14 protein-coding genes and 2 rRNA genes are annotated in these 24,276 nt (G+C 61.5%); 4 read left to right on the top strand and 12 right to left on the bottom strand.

Annotation, left to right across the window (positions count from 1 at the left end; all coding sequences use genetic code 11):
- The first annotated feature begins 7 nt into the window (after positions 1-7).
- Together antC and ACSSVH_RS03285 are read left to right on the top strand one after the other, a co-directional pair.
- The gene (gene antC / locus ACSSVH_RS03290; RefSeq protein WP_492634073.1) at positions 8-1,015 is read left to right on the top strand and encodes an anthranilate 1,2-dioxygenase electron transfer component AntC; all 1,008 of its coding nucleotides are present in this window, start codon (positions 8-10) and stop codon (positions 1,013-1,015) included.
- A 71-nt stretch (positions 1,016-1,086) separates the two neighbouring features.
- Positions 1,087-2,490 (top strand): amino acid permease, encoded by a 1,404-nt coding sequence (locus ACSSVH_RS03285; RefSeq protein WP_169955137.1) that lies wholly within the window; start codon positions 1,087-1,089, stop codon positions 2,488-2,490.
- Between the two features lie 222 nt (positions 2,491-2,712).
- Here ACSSVH_RS03285 and kynA read toward each other — a convergent pair whose 3' ends face one another.
- Together kynA and kynB are read right to left on the bottom strand one after the other, a co-directional pair.
- On the bottom strand, positions 2,713-3,570 hold the full coding sequence (gene kynA / locus ACSSVH_RS03280; protein WP_032862811.1) for a tryptophan 2,3-dioxygenase: 858 nt from the start codon (positions 3,568-3,570) through the stop codon (positions 2,713-2,715).
- Positions 3,567-4,217 (bottom strand): arylformamidase, encoded by a 651-nt coding sequence (gene kynB / locus ACSSVH_RS03275; protein WP_169955138.1) that lies wholly within the window; start codon positions 4,215-4,217, stop codon positions 3,567-3,569. Before kynB ends, kynA begins: the two co-directional genes overlap by 4 nt.
- A gap of 363 nt (positions 4,218-4,580) precedes the next feature.
- Here kynB and ACSSVH_RS03270 point away from each other — a divergent pair, with 363 nt between their 5' ends.
- Complete coding sequence (locus ACSSVH_RS03270) at positions 4,581-4,925, top strand: cupin domain-containing protein (protein ID WP_076962673.1); 345 nt, start codon at positions 4,581-4,583, stop codon at positions 4,923-4,925.
- 48 nt (positions 4,926-4,973) lie between these two features.
- On the opposite strand, the gene mmsB is transcribed toward ACSSVH_RS03270, so the two are convergent.
- Complete coding sequence (gene mmsB, locus ACSSVH_RS03265; protein ID WP_492634072.1) at positions 4,974-5,861, bottom strand: 3-hydroxyisobutyrate dehydrogenase; 888 nt, start codon at positions 5,859-5,861, stop codon at positions 4,974-4,976.
- A 14-nt stretch (positions 5,862-5,875) separates the two neighbouring features.
- The gene (locus ACSSVH_RS03260; protein ID WP_170043672.1) at positions 5,876-7,402 is read right to left on the bottom strand and encodes a CoA-acylating methylmalonate-semialdehyde dehydrogenase; all 1,527 of its coding nucleotides are present in this window, start codon (positions 7,400-7,402) and stop codon (positions 5,876-5,878) included.
- 131 nt (positions 7,403-7,533) lie between these two features.
- On the opposite strand from ACSSVH_RS03260, the gene ACSSVH_RS03255 reads away from it, so the two are divergent.
- Positions 7,534-8,481 carry a LysR family transcriptional regulator gene (locus tag ACSSVH_RS03255; RefSeq protein ID WP_170043673.1) on the top strand — a complete coding sequence of 316 codons (948 nt, stop codon included), beginning with the start codon at positions 7,534-7,536 and terminating at the stop codon, positions 8,479-8,481.
- Positions 8,482-9,204: 723 nt separating this feature from the next.
- Here ACSSVH_RS03255 and yfiB read toward each other — a convergent pair.
- The 8 genes from yfiB to ACSSVH_RS03215 all read right to left on the bottom strand — a co-directional run bounded on the left by yfiB (position 9,205) and on the right by ACSSVH_RS03215 (position 24,165).
- Positions 9,205-9,696, bottom strand: a complete 492-nt coding sequence (gene yfiB / locus ACSSVH_RS03250) for an outer membrane lipoprotein YfiB (protein ID WP_169955142.1) — start codon at positions 9,694-9,696, stop codon at positions 9,205-9,207.
- A 4-nt stretch (positions 9,697-9,700) separates the two neighbouring features.
- Positions 9,701-10,969, bottom strand: a complete 1,269-nt coding sequence (gene dgcN / locus ACSSVH_RS03245; protein ID WP_169955143.1) for a diguanylate cyclase DgcN/YfiN — start codon at positions 10,967-10,969, stop codon at positions 9,701-9,703.
- A complete protein-coding gene (gene yfiR, locus ACSSVH_RS03240) occupies positions 10,966-11,538 on the bottom strand; it encodes a regulatory sequestration protein YfiR (RefSeq protein ID WP_169955144.1) in 573 nt (190 codons plus the stop codon). The genes dgcN and yfiR overlap by 4 nt, the downstream gene beginning before the upstream one ends.
- Positions 11,539-11,676: 138 nt before the next feature.
- Positions 11,677-13,722 carry an exodeoxyribonuclease V subunit alpha gene (gene recD / locus ACSSVH_RS03235; protein ID WP_492634071.1) on the bottom strand — a complete coding sequence of 682 codons (2,046 nt, stop codon included), beginning with the start codon at positions 13,720-13,722 and terminating at the stop codon, positions 11,677-11,679.
- Positions 13,719-17,399, bottom strand: coding sequence for an exodeoxyribonuclease V subunit beta (gene recB / locus ACSSVH_RS03230; RefSeq protein ID WP_492634070.1), 3,681 nt, complete (start codon positions 17,397-17,399; stop codon positions 13,719-13,721). Before recB ends, recD begins: the two co-directional genes overlap by 4 nt.
- Positions 17,396-20,845, bottom strand: a complete 3,450-nt coding sequence (recC, locus tag ACSSVH_RS03225; RefSeq protein ID WP_432755003.1) for an exodeoxyribonuclease V subunit gamma — start codon at positions 20,843-20,845, stop codon at positions 17,396-17,398. The genes recB and recC overlap by 4 nt, the downstream gene beginning before the upstream one ends.
- A gap of 156 nt (positions 20,846-21,001) precedes the next feature.
- Positions 21,002-21,117: ribosomal RNA gene (rrf, locus tag ACSSVH_RS03220) — 5S ribosomal RNA — on the bottom strand.
- Between the two features lie 154 nt (positions 21,118-21,271).
- Positions 21,272-24,165, bottom strand: a 23S ribosomal RNA gene (locus ACSSVH_RS03215).
- Positions 24,166-24,276: the final 111 nt, after the last annotated feature.

Here is a 24,276-nt window from a genome sequence, read left to right as displayed (position 1 = left end):
ACGGTGGATGAATCACAAAGTGGCCTTCAGTTTTGCCGATGGCAAGACCTTGTTCTTTGCGGTGGGCAGCAACGAAATCCTGCTGGATGCAGCATTGCGCAGTGGCATCAAGATCCCCCTCGATTGCCGCGAAGGCGTGTGCGGCACCTGCCAGGGGCGTTGCGAGTCCGGCGACTACAGCCAGGACTATGTGGATGACGAGGCCTTGTCCAGCCTCGACCTGCAACAGCGCAAGATGCTCAGTTGCCAGACCCGAGTCCAATCGGATGCGGCGTTTTACTTCGATTTCGATTCGAGCCTGTGCAATGCGCCAGGGCCGGTGCAGGTCAGCGCCAGGGTCTGCGAGGTGCAACAGGTGTCGGCCAGCACTGCGATTCTGGCGGTGCAACTGGAGCAGGCCCTGGACTTTCTGCCGGGGCAATATGCGCGCCTGTCGATCCCCGGCACCGAGCACCAGCGCTCCTACTCCTTCGCCAACCGCCCGGGCAACCGCTTGCAGTTTTTGATCCGCTTGCTGCCGGACGGGGTGATGAGCAATTACATACGCGAGCGCTGCCAGGTCGGCGATGAAATCACCCTGGAGGCACCGCTGGGTGCGTTTTATCTGCGGCACGTCACCCAGCCACTGGTGCTGGTGGCCGGCGGCACCGGGTTGTCGGCACTCTTGGGGATGCTCGATGAATTAGCCGAGCGCGGCTGCGAGCAACCGGTGCACCTGTATTACGGGGTGCGCGGGGCCGAGGATTTGTGCGAGGCCGAGCGCATCAAGGCGTATGCCCAAATCTTGCGCGGTTTTCGCTACACCGAAGTGCTCAGCGACCCATCGCCGCAGTGGCCTGGCAAGCGCGGCTATTTGACCGAGCATTTCGACCTGGCCGAATTGCGGGATAGATCGGCCGATATGTACGTCTGCGGCCCCCCTCCAATGGTCGAATCGATCAAGAAGTGGCTGCAAGAACAGGCACTTGATGGCGTTCAGCTGTATTACGAAAAGTTTACCGAGAGTAATATCTGACCCCTCAGCAGTGAGGGGCGGGTCTGGCGTGCAGGATCAACCCTGAAAAAAACAAGTAGAAGGGAATGTTAATGGCGGATGACATGGTTAACCCGGTGGGCCTCAAGCGTGGCCTGAAAAACCGGCATATTCAGCTGATTGCCCTGGGCGGGGCGATTGGTACGGGCTTGTTCCTCGGTTCGGCCGGGGTGCTGAAGTCGGCGGGGCCGTCGATGATCCTGGGCTATGCGATAGCCGGGTTTATCGCGTTCCTGATCATGCGCCAGTTGGGCGAGATGATCGTCGAGGAACCGGTCGCCGGCTCCTTCAGCCACTTCGCCCACAAGTACTGGGGCGGCTATGCAGGCTTCCTCGCCGGCTGGAACTACTGGGTGCTGTATGTGCTGGTGGGCATGGCCGAATTAACGGCGGTGGGCAAGTACATCCAGTTCTGGTGGCCGGAAATACCGACCTGGGTCAGCGCGGTGGTGTTCTTTATCGCAGTGAACCTGATCAACACCCTGAACGTGAAGTTCTTCGGTGAGACCGAGTTCTGGTTCGCGATCATCAAGGTAGTGGCGATCATCGGCATGATCGTGCTCGGCTGCTACCTGCTGTTCAGCGGTACCGGCGGCCCGCAGGCCTCGATCAGCAACCTGTGGGACCACGGCGGTTTCTTCCCCAACGGCGGCATGGGCCTGCTGATGGCGATGGCGTTCATCATGTTCTCGTTCGGCGGCCTGGAGCTGGTGGGTATTACGGCTGCCGAAGCCAGCGAGCCGCGCAAGGTGATCCCCAAGGCGATCAACCAGGTGGTGTACCGGATCCTGATTTTCTACGTCGGCGCCCTGACCGTGCTGCTGTCGTTGTACCCATGGGATCAACTGCTGCAAACCCTCGGCGCGTCCGGCGATGCCTACAGTGCCAGCCCGTTCGTGCAGATCTTCTCGTTGATCGGTAACGACACCGCCGCGCACATCCTCAACTTCGTGGTGCTGACCGCCGCACTGTCGGTGTACAACAGCGGCGTGTACTGCAACAGCCGCATGCTGTTCGGCCTGGCCGAGCAAGGCGACGCGCCCAAGGCGCTGATGAAGCTCAACAAGCAAGGCGTACCGTTACGCGCCCTGGGCATTTCGGCCTTGGTGACGTTGCTGTGCGTGGTGATCAACTACGTGGCACCCAAGGATGCACTGGTGCTGTTGTTTGCCCTGGTGGTTGCTTCGCTGATGATCAACTGGGCGCTGATCAGCCTGACGCACATCAAGTTCCGCAAGGCCATGGGCGAGCAAGGCGTGGTGCCGTCGTTCAAGACCTTCTGGTTCCCGTTCAGCAACTACCTGTGCCTGGCGTTCATGCTGGTGATCGTTGGCGTGATGCTGGCCATCCCGGACATGCGCCCCTCGGTGTATGCGATGCCGGTGTGGGTGGGGATTCTCTTTGCGGCGTACTGGCTGCGCTCGAAGAAGGCCAAGGCCGTCGCCGTCGCACAATAACCTGTGTAGGAGCTGGCTTGCCTGCGATGGCATCGACTCGGTCTAACTGAATGACCGCGCCGCCTGCATCGCGGGCAAGCCCGCTCCTACAGGGGATCTGCGCTTGACTGACGGGCATTAGGGCAAGCCCGGCCTCCCCATTAACAGGGTCACAATAGGAATGCATTGCCAACAAAAAGCCCCGGTACTCAATGAGTGCCGGGGCTTTTTGTTGGGTTTCAATCAGAGCGTCGAGCGCACCCGCCACAGCTCGGGGAACAGCACCGTGTCGAGCATCTTGCGCAAGTACCCCACGCCCTCAGTGCCACCGGTGCCTGGCTGGAAGCCGATGATCCGCTCCACCGTGGTCACATGGCGGAAACGCCATTGGCGGAACGAGTCTTCCAGGTCGATAAACTTCTCGGCCAACTGATACAAGTCCCAGTAACGGTTCGGATCGCGATACACCTCGCGCCATGCCGCCTCCACGGATTCGTCGTGAACCGTGGGCGCCGTCGGGTCGCGTTGCGCACGCTGCGGGTCAATCGCCAGGCCCGCCTTGATCATCAGGTTGATCGCCTCGTCATACAGCGACGGCGTGGCAATCGCCACTTGCAGCTCCTTGAGCAACTCCGGGCGATGGGCGTGGGGCCGCAACAGCGCCGCGCTTTTATTGCCAAGGATGAACTCGATTTCCCGGTACTGGAACGACTGGAAACCCGACGACTGCCCCAGGTACGGGCGGATCGCCTTGTACTCCGATGGCGTCATGGTCGCCAGCACGGCCCAGGCATGCACCAGTTGGTCGAAAATCCGCGACACCCGCGCCAGCATCTTGAACGCCGGCGCCAGCTCACCCAGGCGCACGTGCTCACGGGCGGCCTTGAGTTCGTGGAGCATCAGCTTCATCCACAACTCGGAGGTCTGGTGCTGGATGATGAACAGCATCTCGTTGTGGTCCGGCGATAGCGGGTGCTGGGCCGTGAGCACTTTGCCCAGGTCCAGGTAATCGCCGTAGCTCATGGACTCGGAAAAATTCAGCTCGGCGTTATGCCACTCTTCAGGCGGCTGGTAATCAGGGGAAAAAGGACACTGGCTCATCGCGTGGGCTCCTTGAGCGGGCGCAGGATTGCTCGTACCGGGCTGGCATCGAGGTTGGCAAAACGCAGCGGCAGCGCGATCAACTCGTAATCGCCCTCCGGCACGTCGTCGAGCACGATACCTTCGAGAATCGCCATGCCATGCCGGGCGACGGCGTTGTGGGCATCCATGGTCTTGGACTGTTGCGGGTCCAGGGACGGCGTGTCGATGCCGATCAGGCGCACGCCGAGGCTGGCCAGCAGCTCGACGGTTTCGTGGGCGACGGCGGTGAAGTTCGAATCCCAGGTGGTCAGCGGCGCCTGTTGATAAGTGCGCAGCAGCACACGTTCCGGCAGGTTATCCAGGCGACCTTGCAACTGCTCGGGCTGCACCAGCGCGCCGCTGCCCAGGCAATACAGGACCCGGCACGGGCCCAGGTAAACATCCAGCGACACTTCGCCAATGGGCGCACCGTCGGCGCTGTAGTGCAACGGCGCATCGACATGGGCGCCGGTGTGGGGCGACAGGGTGATGCGCCCGACGTTCACCGGGCATTCGGGGCCGAACTGCCAGACGCGTTCTTCCTGGAAGGGCGTATCGCCCGGCCAGGTCGGGGTGGCGGTGCTCAAGGGCGGGCTGATATCCCACCACGTTTTTATTGGATTCATACGAGGCTCTCGGTTGTTTCTAAAGTGAATGATACGAGGGCCAGCGGTAAATATTCTTGCGAATTCCAGCGCGAAGGCTGATTTCTTTCGTAGTTACTGCGAAGAATCGTCTGATTAGTGAATGGATCCATCAGCCACCCCAGATCAAATGTGGGAGCGGGCTTGCCCGCGATGGCAGTGGACCAGTGAAAAATGCGGCACCTGACACACCGCCATCGCGGGCAAGCCCGCTCCCACAGGGTCGGCGTAGGTTTTAAGATCGTATGCCAATGCGCTTCTGGGCATCCCAGTGTCGAGTTCAGACCACTGGCATCCGGCCCGGGGCTATAGGGTTGGGCTTCACTTCCCTGCCTTGGAGCCATCATGTCCCAGCCGATCACCGTACTGCGCGATACCCATCCCCTGCCGGTCCTGGATGCCTGCAAATGGCAGAAACTCGAGGGCGACCCGCACACCGTCAACCTCAACGCCTACACCAGCGAAGACGGCAGCAAGATCATGGGCACCTGGATCTGCACCCCGGGCAAGTGGTACGTGGAATACGTGAAGTGGGAATACTGCCATTTCCAGGAAGGCTACTGCGTGATCACCCCGGACGGCCTGGAGCCGATCCATTTGCGCGCGGGGGATATCTTTGTAGTGGAGCCCGGCATGAAGGGCACGTGGGAAGTGGTCGAGACGGTGCGTAAGTACTTCGTGTTTGCCTGAGCACGAAAAACCCGGGAGCCCGCCCGACGCGGGCTCCCGGAAAATCCCCTATTGGGGCTTGCGATAGCTGTTGATGATCGCCGAGAAGTCCTTGCCTCCTTCCCCACGCTGGCTCATCGCTTGATACAACTGCTGCGCGACCGCCCCCAGGATCACTGGCTGGTGCGCCTGGCGTGCTGCTTCGGTCGCCAGGCCCAGGTCCTTGAGCATCAGATCAGCGCCAAATCCACCGGTATAGCCCCGGGACGACGGCGCGGTCTCGATCACGCCCGGCCATGGGTTGTAGGTGTCCGAACTCCAGCAACGCCCGGTGGAGCTGTTGATGATGCCGGCCAGCACCTGGGTGTCGATGCCCAGCGCATCGCCCAGGGCCATGGCCTCGCTGACGCCGACCATGCTGATCCCCAGCAGCAGGTTGTTGCAGATCTTGGCGATCTGCCCGGTGCCGACTTCACCGCAATGCACGATGTTGCGGCCCATCTGCGCCAGCACCGGTTGCAGGGTGGCGAACAGTTCCGGGGTGGCGCCGACCATAAACGTCAGCGTCCCGGCCTGCGCCCCGCCCGTGCCGCCAGAGACCGGCGCATCAGCCATCGCCACACCGTGCTTGGCTGCCGCAGCCGCCACGTCACGCGCGGTCTGCGGGTCGATGGTGCTGCAATCTACCGCGGGCACGCCTTTGCCGATGCCGGCGAGCACGCCGTCTTCATTCAGCCAGACGCTGCGCACATGGGCGGCAGCGGGCAGCATGGTCAACACCAGTTCGGCGCCTTCTGCTGCCGCGCGCGGTGAGGCGCTGATGCTGCCGCCCAATTCGGCCAGTTCCTTGAGCACGGTCTGGTTCAGGTCGAACAGGTTCAGCGCGTGGCCAGCCTTGATCAGGTTGCGGGCCATGGGGGCGCCCATGTTGCCCAGGCCGATAAATGCAATCTTCATGGTCGTCTCCTTGATCAACGCAGGTTGATGGTGGTGTTGACGCCATCATTGACGCTGTCGTCGTCGAACCAGCGGCTGGTGACGGTTTTGGTCTGGGTGTAGAACTGCACCACTTGCTTGCCGTACGGGCCCAGGTCGCCGAGTTTCGAGCCACGGGAACCGGTGAAGCTGAAGATCGGCACTGGCACTGGGATCGGGATGTTGATGCCCACCTGGCCGACGTCGATTTCGCTCTGAAACTTGCGCGCCGCCGCACCGCTCTGGGTGAACAGGCCGGTGCCGTTGCCGAACGGGTTGGCGTTGACCAGGGCGATGGCTTCGTCGAGGGTATCGACTTCCAGCACCACCAGCACCGGGCCGAAGATTTCCTGGGTGTAGATCTGCATGTCGGTGGTCACGCCCGAGAACAGGGTCGGGCCGACGAAATTGCCTTGCTCGAAGCCCGGCACCTGGATGTCGCGGCCGTCCAGCTCCAGCTTGGCGCCTTCTTTCACGCCGCTTGCGATCAGGTCGAGAATGCGTGCCTTGGCGCGCTTGGAAATCACCGGGCCCACGTCGGTCCCGGCTTCGCTGCCGGCGTTGACTTTAAGCTTCAGCGCCAGGGCCTTGAGGTCCGGCAACCACTGCTTGGCCGCGCCCACCAGCACCACCACCGAGGTGGCCATGCAGCGCTGGCCGGCCGCGCCGAAACCGGCGCCAACCAGCGCGTTGAGGGTCTGTTCACGGTTGGCATCGGGCAGCACCACCGCATGGTTCTTCGCGCCCATCATCGACTGCACGCGCTTGCCGTGCTTGCCCGCCAGGTCGTAGACGTGGGTGCCAACGGCGGTCGAGCCAACGAAGGACACGGCCTTGATATCTTTGTGGGTGCACAGGGCATCCACCACATCCTTGCCACCGTGGACCACGTTCAGCACGCCCGCTGGCACGCCAGCCTCCAACGCCAGCTCCACCAGCATCAGGGTCGACAGCGGATCCTGTTCCGACGGCTTGAGCACGAAGGTGTTACCGCAGGCGATGGCCATCGGGAACATCCACAGCGGGATCATCGCCGGGAAGTTGAACGGGGTGATGCCAGCGCAGACGCCGATGGGTTGGCGCAGGGTGTAGGTATCGACGCCACCGGCAACGTTCTCGGCGAACTCGCCCATTTGCAGGGTGCCGATGGAACAGGCGTGCTCGACCACTTCCAGGCCACGGAAAATATCGCCCTCGGCATCGGCAATGGTCTTGCCTTGCTCGGCACTGAGGACGACGGCAATGCGCTTGGAGTGCTCGCGGATCAGCGCCTGCAGCTTGAGCATGATGCGCATGCGCGCGCCGATCGGCGTCAGCTTCCAGGTCTGGAAGGCGCGATGGGCAGCGTCGATGGCCGCGTTGACTTCATCGGCCGTGGCAAAGGGCACACGGGCCAGGACTTGTTGGGTCGCCGGGTTGACGATGTCTTGCCACTCGGTGGTCTTGGACTCGACCCATTCACCGTTGATCAACAGTTTGGCCTGTTTGACGGTGGTATCGGCAGACGTAAGCGATGCGTTCATTGTGGTCTCCAGATCTTGTAGTTATGCAGAGAGCCAAGGCGTGAAGCGCCTTGAGGATGAGGCGTTCGGACGATTTTTGGAGTATAGATGTGCAAACTTCCAATAAGAACCCACATAAAAGCCGGTCCAACATGCAAAAAAACATCACCTCCTTAGGGTCGCTGAACTGGGATGACCTGAAGTTTTTCCTCGAAGTGGCGCGCACCCGCAAGGCCAGCGTCGCCGCCAAGCGCCTGGCGGTGGACTACACCACCGTGTCGCGGCGCATCAGTTCGCTGGAAGGCTCTTTGGGCACCCTGCTGTTCGAGAAATCCCGGACCAGCGGCTTCGTCCTGACCAACGAAGGCCAGCGTTTGCTGGGTTACGCCGAGTCCATCGAAAGCACCTTGCACATGGCCTGCGAGCAAGTCTCCGGCTCCGGCGTGGCGCTGTCGGGGCATGTGCGCATGGGTTGCACCGAAGGTTTCGGCAGCTTTTTCGTCACCCCGCAACTGAGCCACTTCGTCGATACCTACCCGGCGATCTCGGTGGATATCTTGCCCCTGCCCCACTTCATCAGCCTGTCCAAGCGCGAAGCCGACATCGTCATCGCCCTGGAGCGCCCGGAGCACGGGCCCTACGTGTGCTGCAAACTGTGCGACTACAAGTTGCAGCTGTACGCGACCCAGGACTACCTCGACCAACACCCACCCATCCGCCGCCCCGCCGACCTGGCCGACCATCCGTTTATCAGCTATGTGGATGACCTGGCGTTCAGCTCAGAGCTGCTGTACCTGGCCAATGTCGTCCCGGGCGCCAGCGCCAGCCTGCGCAGCACCAGCGTGATCGCGCAGTACGTAGCAGCGCAGCAGGGGCGTTCGCTGGCGATCTTGCCGTGCTTCCTGGCGGCGCAGGACTCGCGGCTGCTGCCGGTGTTGGGGGAGGAGATCAATATTACGCGGCAGTTCTGGATGTACTGCCGGGAGGATTTGCGCAAGTTGAAACGGATTACGTTGTTGTGGGATTACATCCGTGAGGTGACGGAGCAGAACCAGGGGCTTTTGATGGGCGAGACGCGAGAGATGGTGTTTGCCGACTGAACCGCTATCGCGGGCAAGCCCGCTCCCACAAGTGAGTAGCGGCGGGCGCAGAATTTTGGGGCGACACAAAAACTGTAGGAGCTGGCTTGCCAGCGATAGCGCTGGGTCAGTCAATATATACCCGGCTGAACCACCGCCTTAGCGAGCAAGCCCGCTCCCACAGGTGAGTAGCGGCGGGCGCAGAATTTTGGGGCGACACAAAAAACTGTAGGAGCTGGCTTGCCAGCGATAGCGCTGGGTCAGTCAATACATACCCGACTGAACCACCGCCTTCGCGAGCAAGCCCGCTCCCACAGTTGAATGGCGTCGGGCGCAGAATTTTGGGGCGACACAAAAAACTGTAGGAGCTGGCTTGCCAGCGATAGCGCTGGGTCAGTCAATACATACCCGACTGAACCACCACCTTCGCGAGCAAGCCCGCTCCCTCAGGTGAGTAGCGGCGGGCGCAGAATTTTGGGGCGACACAAAAAACTGTAGGAGCTGGCTTGCCAGCGATAGCGCTGGGTCAGTCAATACATACCCGGCTGAACCACCGCCTTCGCGGGCAAGCCCGCTCCCACAGGTGAGTAGCGTCGGGCGCAGTTTTGGGGCGACACAAAAACTGTAGGAGCTGGCTTGCCAGCGATAGCGCTGGGTCAGTCAATACATACCCGGCTGAACCGCCGCCTTCGCGGGCAAGCCCGCTCCCACAGTTTGGTTGCACAGTTAGGCCGAGCTGTCGGCTTAGTCGGCGATCACTACAATCGATACCCGGCGGTTCTCGGTACGGCCCGCGGCAGTGCTGTTGGAGGCCACCGGCTCGCTGCTGCCCAGGCCACGCAGTTGCACGTTTTCCTCCTTCATACCCACGTCCACCAAGACCTTGCCCACGCTTTTCGCCCGGCGCAGGGACAGTTGCTGGTTGTAGGCTTCCTTGCCCGAAGCGTCGGTGTGGCCGTCTACGCGTACGCGTTCGATGCCCACGCCGGTGAGGGCCTTGCCGATGCGTTCGACGATCTCGGTGCTGGGTTTGTTGAGCTTTTCGACGTCGCTGCCAAACAGCACTTTGCCCGACAGGCCAAACGCCCAGCCTTCGTCGGTCAGTTCGAAGCCTTGTTGTTTGAGCACCGCCACTTGCGCCGGTGTCAGGCCCTTGGGCGGAGCGGTCTGGCAGCCGCTCAGCGCCAGCAGTGCGATAAACAAGGTGATAAAGAGAACACGTGTGTTAGCAAACAAGGGATCAACTCCTGTGTTGAACGTTGGCAGCGGGGTGCTCCGACTCCGCCGTGTGCTGGCCGCCCTGGGAAAGGCGTTTGGCCTGGTACATCGCCGCATCGGCGGCATTGAGCAGGGCGCCGGGAGTGGCGCCATGATCGGGATAAACCGCGATACCGATACTGAGTGAGGTCAACACTTCGGTGTTGCCCGGCAGCGGGATGGGCTGGTCCATGCTGGCGATGATTTTGTCGGCGATGCGCTGGGCATCTTCAAGCTTGTGCAGGGGCGAGAGCAGGATGGCGAACTCATCGCCGCCCAGGCGCGCCACCAGGTCGCTCTCGCGCAGTTGCGCCCGTACGCGCGCGGCGACAGCCACCAGTACCGCGTCACCGGCGGCATGCCCGAAGTTGTCGTTGATGTCTTTGAAGCGGTCGCTGTCGAGAAACAGCACCGCCACCCGTTCGTTGAGCTTGGCCGCACTGCGCAAGGCCCGGATCAGGCGGCCCTCGAAGAAGGCGCGGTTGGGCAGCCCGGTCAGGCTGTCATGGCTGGCCTGGTGGGCGAGGGTTTCGTTTTCGCTTTGCAGGTGGGTTTGCCAGGCTTCGAGCTCGTCGAGCAGGGCATTGAAGTCATTGCCCAGGCTGTCGAGTTCGGCGATCTGTGCCGGCGGCACGCGGCGGTCGAAGGCCCGCTCGCTGCGCGCGGCGTGGGCGACGTCGGCCAGGCTGTGCAATGGGCCGGTGATGCCACGCAGCATGCGCCGCGCCAGGTAAATCGCGACCCAGCCACTCAAGGCGGTGCAGATAATGATCCCCGCCAGGCCGCTGAGCAAAAAGCGCAACAGGCTACCGCCGTGACCGCTCAACTCAACGGTGCCAATCTGCTTGCCTTGGTGCAGGATCGGCTGGCTGATGGCCTCTTCCAGCAACGTATGGGCCAGCTCCAGCTCGACCCTGGACAACATCCCGGTCTCCGGGCGCACCCAATGGGCCAGGGTTTTGCCATTAAGGTCCAGCACCCGGGCTTCGGCCACCTCTTCCGTGGAGGCAATCAACGCCAGGGCTTCGGTGGCCGCCACGCGGTCGTTGAACACCACCGCGGCTTCCACGGTGTAATTGATCGAGCGGGCGATCAGGTGCAGGTTGTGGTCGGCATATACCCGCAGGGCCAGCACGCCCAGCAGGGTCAGGGACACGCTGGCCATGGCGACCGCCAACAGCGCCACACTCAGGTGCCCGCGACCTAAGACCGAACGTAAAGTGGGGCGGCTTGTGGCGTTACGCAGCCTCATGGCTCCGGCGCTCGCCGGCGGGACAATTGCAACACGCTGGGATGAATGCGCACGCCGCTGCGGGCCACGGAGTCGAGGTTGACCTCGAACGACACCTGCTCATCGCCCACCCGCAGGCAGAACAGACTGCCCACGGTGCATTGGTCGCCACCTTCGCTGATGCTCAGCACCGGGCGGCCGATCAAGGCGGTGAACAAGTGGCTGCGTTCTTCAGTGGAGAGCTTGCCGATATACAGCGCGTCGCAGGCATTGACTATATTGGGGTTGTCCGCCAGCAGGCGCTGGACCACCACCGGCCGGCCTGTGGCCTGGGTTGTGCCCTTGACCAGGTCATCGGTGTATTGGGTCGGGCCCACGATGCACAAGCGCAGTTGGGTGGGTTCCACCGGCCAGCGGGCGTAGCTGAGAATCCCCAGTACCACCTGCGTGACGGCCTGGGCCCGCTGGTCGGCCGCACTGACAGTGGACGCCTGGGCAAAAGCCAGAGGCGTGACGAGGCACAGAACGGCCGATAGCAGCAATCGTCTCCAGCTCCAACTACGCTCTGCGGGCGAGACAGCCACGTTCATGCAGCGATTCTCTATGATCTTCTCGGGATGATGCCGCAACGATAGCATATTGGCGGAAACCCCATCGAGACGGGGCCTAGGTAGATCCCGCCATTTATTACGAAAAAACCGACATATCAGTCAGGTTTTTCCTACGCATCACACACCCAACTCCAACATCAGCCCGCTCAACCGTTTCACTTTGCGCCGCACCGCTTCCTCGAATACTGCGCCACGGGTCTCGATCAAGCTGAAGCGGTCCTTGGCACGGGTGATGCCGGTGTAAATCAGCTCCTTGGTCAGTACCGGGTTCAGCGCATCCGGCAGGATCAAGGCAGTGTGGGCGAACTCCGAGCCCTGGGACTTGTGCACGGTCATGGCATAGACGGTTTCCACATCATTGAGGCGGCTGGGCAGTACAAAGCGCACCCCGCCCTGGCCGTCGTTGCGCGGGAAGGCCACACGCAGCACCTGCGGCCCGCCGTCGCTTTCGGGCAGCTTCAAGGCGATACCGATGTCACCGTTCATCAAGCCCAGGCCGTAGTCGTTGCGGGTCATCAGGACCGGGCGGCCTTCGTACCATTGCTGGTCGCTGTCGATCAGCCGGGCCTTGAGCAGCGCGGCGGTGATGCGTTGGTTGAGGCCTTCGACGCCCCAGGGGCCCTTGCGCACCGCGCAGAGCAATTGGAAGGCATCGAAGGCTTGCAACAACTGGCGTGCCCAGTCGGTCCAGCACGGGTCGTCGCGGGGTGTCTGGGCTGCCGGGCGCGCGGTGCGCAGCAGGTTCAGGTAGTAGCGATAGCCCTGGGCATCACCGCCCTGCCCATCCAGCACCAGGCGCTCCAGGGCGCGATCATGCTCGCCCTTGAGGCGCAGGCAAGACAGGTCGTGGCTGCCGGCATCCAGCAGTAGCCGGGCCTGTTCGGGGTTTTGCTGGTTGACCCAACGCGCCAGTTGGCCGATGCCACTGCCTTCGCCGAAACGCCGGGAATAGCGCAGCATCACCACTTGTTGCGCCAGCGGATGGCTGGCATCGAGGTCTTCCTGCAAGCCGCTGCCCGCCAGGCTCTCGCCGCTGACACTTTCCAGCCATTGGCGAGTGCCGGGGCTGTACCAGCCCGCCTCGGCATCGCGGCACAAATCGCCGAGTACCGCGCCGGCCTCCACCGAGGCCAATTGGTCCTTGTCCCCCAGCAGTACCAGGCGCGCATGGGGTGGCAAGGCATCTAGCAGGTTGGCCATCATTTCCAGGTCGATCATCGAGGCTTCATCGACCACCAGCACATCCAGCGGCAACAAGTTGCCCGCGTGATGGCGAAAATGCCGAGTGCCGGGGCGGCTGCCCAACAAGCGGTGCACGGTGGTGACCTCGGTGGGGATTTTTTCGCGCACGGCCTCTGGCACTTGCAGCGAGCGTACTTGCTGGCTGATGGACTCGGTCAAGCGCGCCGCCGCCTTGCCGGTAGGTGCCGCCAGGCGGATGCGCAGGGCCGTGCCCTGCTCCACCGCGGGCGCTTGCAGCAAGGCCAACAAACGCACCACGGTGGTGGTCTTGCCGGTGCCGGGGCCGCCGGTGACGATGCTGAACGCGCCACGCGTGGCCAGGGCACAGGCGAGTTTCTGCCAGTCGACCACGCCATCCGGTGGCGGCTGCTGGAACAGGCCATTCAAGCGCTGGGGCAGGTCCGCCGAGACCGCTTCCTGCGCGGCAAGACGCTGGCGCAGGGCGCTGTCGATGCGCCGCTCATAGGTCCAGTAACGCCGCAGGTACAGGCGCTTGCCCGACAACACCAAAGGCCGGCTCTGCGCCGCCACACTGCCATCCACGGCCAGTGCCACCAGCGGGCTTGCGGCCAGGGCCTGGCACCAATGGGCACCGTCCAGGCCATCGAGCAGTTGCGAGGGCAGCATCACGCCACTGGAAAGATCACCTTCAGGGGGCAAGGACAGGGCGAAATCCGGGGCATTCAGGGTCTCGAACAAATCCAGGCACACATGGCCGTGGCCCAGTTGGTGACTGGTCAGGGCGGCAGCCAGCAGCACCAGGGGGTCGGCCTGTGGGTCGAGCTCGTGGAGAAAGCCGACGAACGCCTTGTCCAGCGCCCGCAGCCAGCCGCGCTCGACCCAGCGCTCCAGCAGGTGCATCAGGTCGTCAGCGCGATCCAGCGGTGCCAGTGCCTCCAGCGGCATTGTCGAGAGGCTCATAGCAGGACTCCTTGTTCCCAGGCCGGTTCGACCTTGGGCGGTTGCGGCTTGCCCTGGAACAGCAAGTCCAGGCGTTCGATCAGCTCCCGTGGGGGCCGGGTGAAGTACGCGCCCTGGCTCGCGGCTTGGCTACCGCGCAGGAACAGGTAGAGTGCGCCGCCCACATGCCGGTCGTAATCGTAATCGGGCAGCCGCGCCTTGAGCTGGCGATGCAGGGCCAGCAGGTAGAGGACGTATTGCAGGTCATAACGATGGTCGAGAATCGACTGTTCCATGGCCTCGCGGGTGTAGGCCGCGTCGTCGGCACCGAGCCAGTTGGATTTGTAGTCCGCCACGTAGTAGCGGCCGTCGTGCTCGAAGGTCAGGTCGATAAAGCCCTTGAACATGCCGTTGAGCAATACCGGCTCGGCGGCGACCCGCGACACGCCGTCATGGGTGTACTGGCAGACCAGTTGGTCGAGGGCAAGCACATCGACTTTGTGGCTGGCGAACCAGAACTCCATTTCGATCTGGTAGTGCTGCAGGTCGCTCAGGCTCATCGCTGCCTGCCCATGGCCCAGGCCCAGCGGCACTTGCAACAGGTGCCCGAGCCAGCCGCTGAGGGTGCCGATCCAGCCTTCCCAGCCGCGTCGGTTGCAGCGCCGGGCGACGGCATCTTCGATGGCTTCGCCGGTTACGTTGAAGCCTTCGTTGCCGGCCCACTCCAACAGGCCGTGGAGAAAGGTCCCGGGGTTGGGGCCCCGTGGGAAACGGTGAATATCCCCGCCAGACGCGGCGACTTCGCGCGGTGCATCCGGGTCCAGGCGTTCGTCGTCGAACAGCTTTTGGGCTTGTGGGCTTTCCGGGGCTTCCAGGCTGGCGGCGCTCATGCTTTCGCCGATGCGCAGGGCGCTGTAGGAAGCAATCCACCAGTTTTCCGCCGCCTTGCGCTTGGGCAGGAGCGGCGCGAGCAAGGTCGCGTCATTGCGCGGTGGCTGGTAAGTGTTGCTGTCGGCTTGGGGCATTTGCCCGTAGGCAATTGCCGCGCAGCCGTCCTGCACATCCATCAGCCAGCGGGCCAGGGCTGCGGACTCACCCAGGGCCGCGCCGCCACCCAGCAGATAGCCCAGGGCTGACAGGTGCAGCACCGAACTGTTGTGATTGCCGCGCTTGAGGTCGGCCACGCCGAGCCAACAGGCATGTTTGGCCCGGGTCAGCGCCACGTAGAACAGACGCAGGTCTTCGGCCAGGCGCTCGTCATCGGCCTGGGCGATCAGTTCGGCGGTGGGTTTGAGGCTGACCTGGGACTTGCCTTTGGCATCGTGGTAATGCAACGGCAGGCGGCTGCCGTCGACCGGCTTGGCCGAGCAGATAAACGGCAGGAAAACCAGGTCGTATTCCAGGCCCTTGGACTTGTGGATGGTCACCACCTTGACCAGTTGCTCATCGCTTTCCAGGCGCAGGATCTGCTCTTCGCCGGCCTGGCCCGAGAGCGCCAGGTGCTCTGCAAGATGGCGGATCAGCGCTTGTTCGCCGTCCAGTTCTGCAGCGGCCTGTTGCAGCAATTCGCACAGGTGCAGCAGGTTGGTCAGCACCCGTTCGCCATCGCTGCGGGCGATCAGGGTTTGCGGCAATTTGAAGTCATGCAGCAGGCGCCGCAGCATCGGCAACACGCCCTGGGTGCGCCAGATCACGCGGTAGTCGCGAAACTGCATGACGCGCTGCTCCCAGGCCAGTTCGTCCTGGTTCAGTTGCTCCAGCTGGGGCAGCGACAAGTTAAGGGTGACGCAGGCCAGGGCCGCGCGTAGCGGGCGCTCGACATCCGGTTCGGCGCAGGCCTTGAGCCAGGCGAGCAGGTCGTGGGCTTCCTGGGATGCGAACACCGAATCCTTATCGGACAGGTACACACTGCGCACACCGCGCGCGGCCAGTTCGCCGCGTACGGCCTGGGCTTCCTTGCCGTCACGCACAAGGATGGCGATGTTCGACGGTTGCACGGGGGTAAAGTCCGTCCCCTTGATAAACCCCGCCGTGCCCTGCTGGCCACCATTGAGCAACGCGACAATCTGGCTGGCGCACGCGCCGGCCAATTGCTGGCGATACAGCACATTGGAGATCGGCTGGTCAGTGGCCAGGTGCCAGATATTCAAGGCCGGCAGTGTATGGCCATCGACCTGCAACTGCTCTTTGCGGCCCTGGGACGAGACCGGTAGGAAAGGCACCGGGTTGTCGCCGTCGGGCGTACGAAACAGAAACGCCCCACGCCCGGTTTCCGCACGCTCGAACACATGGTTGACCGCCTCGACCATGGCATGGCTGGAGCGAAAGTTGGTGCCCAGGGTATGCAAGCGCCCGGCGGTGGCCCGGCGGGCGCGCAAGTAGGTGTAGATATCGGCGCCGCGAAACGCGTAGATCGCCTGCTTGGGGTCGCCGATCAGGAACAGGCCGCTGTGCGGGTTGTTGTCTTCGATGCGGTAGATGCTTTCGAAGATCCGGTACTGCACCGGGTCGGTGTCCTGGAATTCGTCGATCAGGGCCACCGGGAATTGCTCGCGGATCACACTGGCCAGGCGCTCGCCCCCCTCGGCTTGCAGGGCGGCGTCCAGGCGGATGAGCATGTCGTCAAAACCCATCTCGGCGCGCCGGCGCTTCTCTTCCTCAAAACGTTTACCGACCCAGGCGGCCGCGTGTTGCAGCACCGCCGCGTCGGGCGTGGGCAAGGCGTCGAGGCTGGCTTTGAGGCCCGCCATGGCATCCAGGCCGGGGTGATGGGGTGCATCGCCCTTCCAGGCTTCAGCCATGCCATCGGGGGTCAGGCGCGTGAAGCCGGTGCCGATATCCAGTTGCTCCAGGGTTTCGTCGGCAGCCCAGGCGCTGATTTTCTCGAACCAGGGCTCGAAATAACGGGCCTGCATCTTGCGCCCGTCCACCGCCTTGGCGGCGACGGCTTGCAGGCAGATTTCGCGCAACTCGGCGGCCCATTCCTGCCAAGGAGCCTTGAGCGCCACCAGGGCTTCGCGGCGTTCGTGCAGGCAGGTCTCGATCAGTTCGGCGGGCTCGCGCGGATCGTCAGCGGGGCGCTCGCTGCCAAACAGCGCACGCACTCGGGGCATCAGCGCCGCAGGGCCGCCCCAGTTGCTGCGGACCCAGTTCAGCGCATCGCCGTGCATCGGGTAGCAGAACAGGCGCCAGTAGTCGCGCAACACTTCGCCGAGCAAATCGCTGTGGTCGGTTTCCAGGGTCTGGGTAAACAGGCTGCCACTGTCGAACGCGTGTTCGCGCAGCATGCGCTGGCACCAACTGTGGATGGTCGAGACGGCGGCCTCGTCCATCCATTGCGCGGCGATATCCAGGCGGTTGGCGCAGCCAGGCCATTGCTCGGCGCTGTACTGAGCGCGCAGCTCGGCGATCAAGGCGTCGGGCTGCTCGATTTCGTCACGAAAAAAGCGCGCCGCTTGGGCCAGGCGGGTGCGGATGCGTTCGCGCAGCTCTTTGGTGGCAGCATCGGTGAAGGTCACTACGAGGATCTGCGGCGGCAGCAATTCGCGACCAAAACCCGCCTCGTCGCCGCCGTGGCCCAGTACCAGGCGCAGGTACAGCGCGGAGATGGTGAAGGTCTTGCCGGTGCCGGCGCTGGCTTCGATCAGTTGGCTGCCACGCAGGGGGAAGGCCAGGGCCAGGGGTTTGATGGCACTCATGGACGGGCCTCCTCGCTGGTCAGTGATCGCCAGGGTGCGGTTATCAAGGGGCGATACAGGGTTTCAGCCCAGCCTTCGAAATCTTCGCTGGCGACCAGGGCCGCGTAGTCGGGGAACTGCCGGGTGAGGGCCGGGCTTTCACGGCGCTCGCCGTCGCTGGTGATGCCATCGCCTTCGTAGGCTTTAAGGGCGGCGGCCTGGGCTTTATCCGGATCAGTCTGGCCGAGCCAGGCAAACGCCGTCTTGACCGCGACCGGCAGCGGCTCACTCATGCCGGCCTGCCAGGCCAATAGCAGATTACCGAGCACATCCTGGGCAAGGTTTTGCTCCAGGGGTGCCAGCAAGAGTGTGTCATCACTCGCCACCAACCCTGTGCTCAACGGCAAGCCGCAGGCACAGGCCACCAGGTGATTGACCCATGGGCGGATCAGGCGATGCCACTTGCGGGTCTTGATCGAGCCGATGCTGTTGGGGATGGTGGTCACGCTGAGCAAGCCGCCATCACTGCGCCGGTGCAAACCGCTGATCCAGCCGTCGAGCGCAATCCCCTGGTGCGCGAAGCTGACGGGCTCTGCGGTGTTGTGTGGCGTGGGCCAGAGGGTCAGGAGTTGCTGGTAGCGTTGCAGCAAGTCGGGCAAGGGTTCAATCAGCTCGTTGCGCAGGCACTCGCCGAAACCGACCATGGGCAACAGGCCACTACCTTGAAGACGTTGTGCCTGTGCCTCCAGGGCTTGCTCCAGATGATCCGGGTCGGTCAGCGCGGCGGCGAGCAGGCTGTCGCTCAAGGTGTAGCGCTGCAGGGCGTCGAGGACGAAGGGTTCTTCATCGGCCAGGGGCACTTCGGCAGCTTCGAAAAACACTTTCAGGCGCTGGCTGAAGAAATGCCTGACAGGGTTGCGCAAGAAGTCCTGCAACTGGCCCAGGCTCAAGGGCTCTTCCTGGATGTAGGCTGCCAGGCGCGCTGTTTCGCGGACTTCGTCCTGGGCTTCGTGCAGTAGCTGCCATTCGCGGGCGTAGCTGAACAGAGGGTCACCCTCGTGGAAGTAACGCGCACTGAAGGGTTGCAACGGATGCTCTTGGGTCATCGCCTCCAGCAGTGGTTGCTCCTGGGCGTGCTGCCAGCCGCTGGCGAGGTGATCGCGCAGTTGACCGATCAGCACGGACGCCGGGCGCTCGCTGTTATCGCGGATGCTGCGGCCGACCCAACTGATGTAGAGCTGGTCGCGTGCGGAAAGCAGGGCTTCGAGCAGCAGGTACCGGTCGTCTTCACGCCGGGAGCGGTCGCCGGGGCGGTAGTCGCTGCCCATCAGGTCGAAATCCAGCGGCGGTTGCGCACGCGGATAGTCGCCGTCGTTCATGCCCAGCAGGCACACCAGCTTGAAGGGGATGGCGCGCATCGGCATCAGGGTGCAGAAATTCACGGCGCCGGCGAGAAAGCGCTGGGACAGGCGACCCTGGTCGAGGCCGGCAAGCCAGGCCTCACGGACGACAGTCAGCGGTAATTCATCGCACAGGCCGACGGACTCGCAGGTTTCCAGCCAGTCTTCCCGCAGTTGCTCGAGTTGGCCCAGCAGATAGTCGTCGTGTTCATTGCTGGCCAGGAAGAAGCGTTGCATCAGGTCTTGCAGGCGTGCGCCCCAAGCGTGCGGGGTCGCGGGTTGCGACAGCGCTTGATGTGCAGCGTGCAATGCGTCAAGCAAGGCGACCAGTGGGCCGATCAGCGCCGCGTCGAGGCCGCCGATTTCGTCATAGGGCTCAATGCCATCGCAGGCAGCCCCACTGCCGACGGCGTAGCCCAGCAGCATACGGCGCAGGCCGAAACGCCAGCTGTTCTGCTCCAGCGCACTGGGCAAGCCCAGGCCGGCGCGTTGTTCGGCATCGAGCCCCCAGCGGATGCCCGCGCCTTCGATCCACCGGTGCAGGGTGGGCAGGTCGCGCTCCTGGATCGCGAAACGTTCGCGCAAGGCGGGGACGTCCAGCAAATCAAGGATTTCGCTGACCGGGAAACGGCTGTCCGGGAGTTTCAGCAGGTGCTCGACGGCGATCAACAGCGGGTCGCGGCCCCGTTGGCCCTGGTCCGTCAGGGTGAAGGGGATGAAGCGTGTGTCTTTCTTGTCCAACTGGCCGAACACCGCGCGTATATGCGGTGCATAGCTGTCAACGTCAGGGACCATGACGATAACGTCGCGGGGGCGCAACGTCGGGTCCGCGCTGAAGCGCTGGAGCAGTTGGTCGTGGAGGATTTCCACTTCGCGCTGGGCGCTGTGGGCGATGTGGAAGCGGATCGAAGTGTCATGCTGCAGATTAACGGCAGGCCAGCGCTCACGGGTTTCGGGGAGCGGGCGCAGTTCGAGGATATCGTCCTGTAACTGGTTGAGGATGGTGGTCGGTTCGCTGTCGCTGAACAGGTCGATGCGCCCGTCACGGAAGGCCGAACGGTAGCTGTTGGGGTCGTCGTAGCTGTCCAGCAGGTTGATGTAGTCGCGACCTTGCTTGCCCCAGGCGGCCAGCAAGGGGTGGGCATGCTGGTGCAAGGTTTGCGGGTCGATGGTGACGGGCATCCCGGTCTTGCGCGCCTGGCGTTTGTATTCGTTTCGCAGTAGGTCTTTGTCGGCAACGATGTCGGACCAATGGTGACGGCAAGGGTTGTGTACGCAGAGCAACACCTGGCTGAAACGGGCCAGGCCGGCCAATGCTTCAAGGGCCTGGGCTGGCAGGGAGGATATGCCAAACACGATGACTCGCGACGGCAGGCCTTGCGGGGCGGCATCTAGGTTGTTGATGCGTTCGATAAAACGCTGGTGGACCCCGGCACGGCTCTGCGCCATGCCTTGCTCGCCAACGTCCAGCAGCAACGCCCGCCATAACTCGGCCTGCCAGCAGTTGGCCGGGCTCAGGGGCTTGGCTTCGCCTCGGCCATTGCGCAGTTGGTGGCGACCAGCGGCCCAGTCTTCCAGCCAGTCCGCACGGTAGACCTGGTATTGGTCGAACAGGTCGGCCAGGCGTTCCGCCAGTTGGTAGCGTTTACGCAGGTCGGTGTCGTGGGTGAGGAAACGTTGCAGGGGCTCGAAGTGCGGCTGGTCGATCAACTCGGGCAACAGGCGCATAAGGCGCCAGGTCAGTGGGGCTTTATCCAGCAGGGATTTGACCGGGATTTCGTCACGGCCCAAAACCATGCGATAGAGCTGCCACATAAAGCTGCCGGGCAGTTGCACGTCGATTGCAGCGGCGATGCCGCAACCACCCATGTCGTCTTCTTCCGGGTCTTCGGCAAGAGCCAGCTTGAGCCATTGCGCGATGCCGTTGCTTTGTACCAGGGCGATTTCGTTTTCCAGGGGAGCCAGCGGATATCGACGCATCCAACTGACAACCAGGCTGCGCAGTTCATCCAGGCGATTGCCGTGGACGACCATGAATCCAGCGCTGAGGGACGTTGCATCCGGCATAACGGCTTCCTTGGGAAAAGCAAAATCGAGGGTGGGACTTTAGCATTGAAGGGCGTTATGGACAGAGTTGGACGACGTGCCAAATCGCCTCAGCGCCTTTTCGACCGCCCAAAACAAAACCCCAACTGCTTTCGCAATTGGGGTTTCGGAATTTAATCTTGACGATGACCTACTCTCACATGGGGAAACCCCACACTACCATCGGCGATGCATCGTTTCACTGCTGAGTTCGGGATGGGATCAGGTGGTTCCAATGCTCTATGGTCGTCAAGAAATTCGGGTACTGAGTCGCGGCAAGTGCCTCGCTTCAGCAAATTGGGTATGTGACAGCTTTCGGTGTTTTGTGAGATTCGAACTTTCGGTTCATTTCGTCTTCACACACCGCAATCTGATGCTCTTTCGAGAAACAAATTGCTTGGGTGTTATATGGTCAAGCCTCACGGGCAATTAGTATTGGTTAGCTCAACGCCTCACAGCGCTTACACACCCAACCTATCAACGTCGTAGTCTTCGACGGCCCTTCAGGGAACTCAAGGTTCCAGTGAGATCTCATCTTGAGGCTAGTTTCCCGCTTAGATGCTTTCAGCGGTTATCTATTCCGAACATAGCTACCCGGCAATGCCACTGGCGTGACAACCGGAACACCAGAGGTTCGTCCACTCCGGTCCTCTCGTACTAGGAGCAGCCCCTCTCAAATCTCAAACGTCCACGGCAGATAGGGACCGAACTGTCTCACGACGTTCTAAACCCAGCTCGCGTACCACTTTAAATGGCGAACAGCCATACCCTTGGGACCGGCTTCAGCCCCAGGATGTGATGAGCCGACATCGAGGTGCCAAACACCGCCGTCGATATGAACTCTTGGGCGGTATCAGCCTGTTATCCCCGGAGTACCTTTTATCCGTTGAGCGATGGCCCTTCCATACAGAACCACCGGATCACTAAGACCTACTTTCGTACCTGCTCGACGTGTCTGTCTCGCAGTCAAGCGCGCTTTTGCCTTTATACTCTACGACCGATTTCCGACCGGTCTGAGCGCACCTTCGTACTCCTCCGTTACTCTTTAGGAGGAGACCGCCCCAGTCAAACTACCCACCATACACTGTCCTCGATCCGGATAACGGACCTGAGTTAGAACCTCAAAGTTGCCAGGGTGGTATTTCAAGGTTGGCTCCACGCGAACTGGCGTCCACGCTTCAAAGCCTCCCACCTATCCTACACAAGCAAATTCAAAGTCCAGTGCAAAGCTATAGTAAAGGTTCACGGGGTCTTTCCGTCTAGCCGCGGATACACTGCATCTTCACAGCGATTTCAATTTCACTGAGTCTCGGGTGGAGACAGCGCCGCCATCGTTACGCCATTCGTGCAGGTCGGAACTTACCCGACAAGGAATTTCGCTACCTTAGGACCGTTATAGTTACGGCCGCCGTTTACCGGGGCTTCGATCAAGAGCTTCGCGTTAGCTAACCCCATCAATTAACCTTCCGGCACCGGGCAGGCGTCACACCCTATACGTCCACTTTCGTGTTTGCAGAGTGCTGTGTTTTTAATAAACAGTCGCAGCGGCCTGGTATCTTCGACCGGCATGAGCTTACGGAGCAAGTCCTTCACCCTCACCGGCGCACCTTCTCCCGAAGTTACGGTGCCATTTTGCCTAGTTCCTTCACCCGAGTTCTCTCAAGCGCCTTGGTATTCTCTACCCAACCACCTGTGTCGGTTTGGGGTACGGTTCCTGGTTACCTGAAGCTTAGAAGCTTTTCTTGGAAGCATGGCATCAACCACTTCGTCACCCAAAGGGTAACTCGTCATCAGCTCTCGGCCTTAGAATCCCGGATTTACCTAAGATTCCAGCCTACCACCTTAAACTTGGACAACCAACGCCAAGCTGGCCTAGCCTTCTCCGTCCCTCCATCGCAATAACCAGAAGTACAGGAATATTAACCTGTTTTCCATCGACTACGCTTTTCAGCCTCGCCTTAGGGACCGACTAACCCTGCGTCGATTAACGTTGCGCAGGAAACCTTGGTCTTTCGGCGTGGGTGTTTTTCACACCCATTGTCGTTACTCATGTCAGCATTCGCACTTCTGATACCTCCAGCAAGCTTCTCAACTCACCTTCACAGGCTTACAGAACGCTCCTCTACCGCATCACCCGAAGGTGATACCCGTAGCTTCGGTGTATGGTTTGAGCCCCGTTACATCTTCCGCGCAGGCCGACTCGACTAGTGAGCTATTACGCTTTCTTTAAAGGGTGGCTGCTTCTAAGCCAACCTCCTAGCTGTCTAAGCCTTCCCACATCGTTTCCCACTTAACCATAACTTTGGGACCTTAGCTGACGGTCTGGGTTGTTTCCCTTTTCACGACGGACGTTAGCACCCGCCGTGTGTCTCCCATGCTCGGCACTTGTAGGTATTCGGAGTTTGCATCGGTTTGGTAAGTCGGGATGACCCCCTAGCCGAAACAGTGCTCTACCCCCTACAGTGATACATGAGGCGCTACCTAAATAGCTTTCGAGGAGAACCAGCTATCTCCGAGCTTGATTAGCCTTTCACTCCGATCCACAGGTCATCCGCTAACTTTTCAACGGTAGTCGGTTCGGTCCTCCAGTTAGTGTTACCCAACCTTCAACCTGCCCATGGATAGATCGCCCGGTTTCGGGTCTATTCCCAGCGACTAGACGCCCTATTAAGACTCGCTTTCGCTACGCCTCCCCTATTCGGTTAAGCTCGCCACTGAAAATAAGTCGCTGACCCATTATACAAAAGGTACGCAGTCACCCAACAAAGTGGGCTCCCACTGCTTGTACGCATACGGTTTCAGGATCTATTTCACTCCCCTCTCCGGGGTTCTTTTCGCCTTTCCCTCACGGTACTAGTTCACTATCGGTCAGTCAGTAGTATTTAGCCTTGGAGGATGGTCCCCCCATATTCAGACAAAGTTTCTCGTGCTCCGTCCTACTCGATTTCATGACTAAGAGATTTTCGCGTACAGGGCTATCACCCACTATGGCCGCACTTTCCAGAGCGTTCCGCTAATCTCAAAGCCACTTAAGGGCTAGTCCCCGTTCGCTCGCCACTACTAAGGGAATCTCGGTTGATTTCTTTTCCTCAGGGTACTTAGATGTTTCAGTTCCCCTGGTTCGCCTCTTAAGCCTATGTATTCAGCTTAAGATAACCATCTTATGATGGCTGGGTTCCCCCATTCAGACATCTCCGGATCAAAGTCTGTTTGCCGACTCCCCGAAGCTTTTCGCAGGCTACCACGTCTTTCATCGCCTCTGACTGCCAAGGCATCCACCGTATGCGCTTCTTCACTTGACCATATAACCCCAAGCAATCTGGTTATACTGTGAAGACGACATTCGCCGAAAATTCGATAATACTCAATTTGAGTAACTCACAAATTTTACCTTAGCCTGATCCGTTACCAGT

This window comes from Pseudomonas sp. HC1(2025) (assembly GCF_058742075.1).
This window is presented reverse-complemented; position numbering and strand designations above follow the sequence as displayed.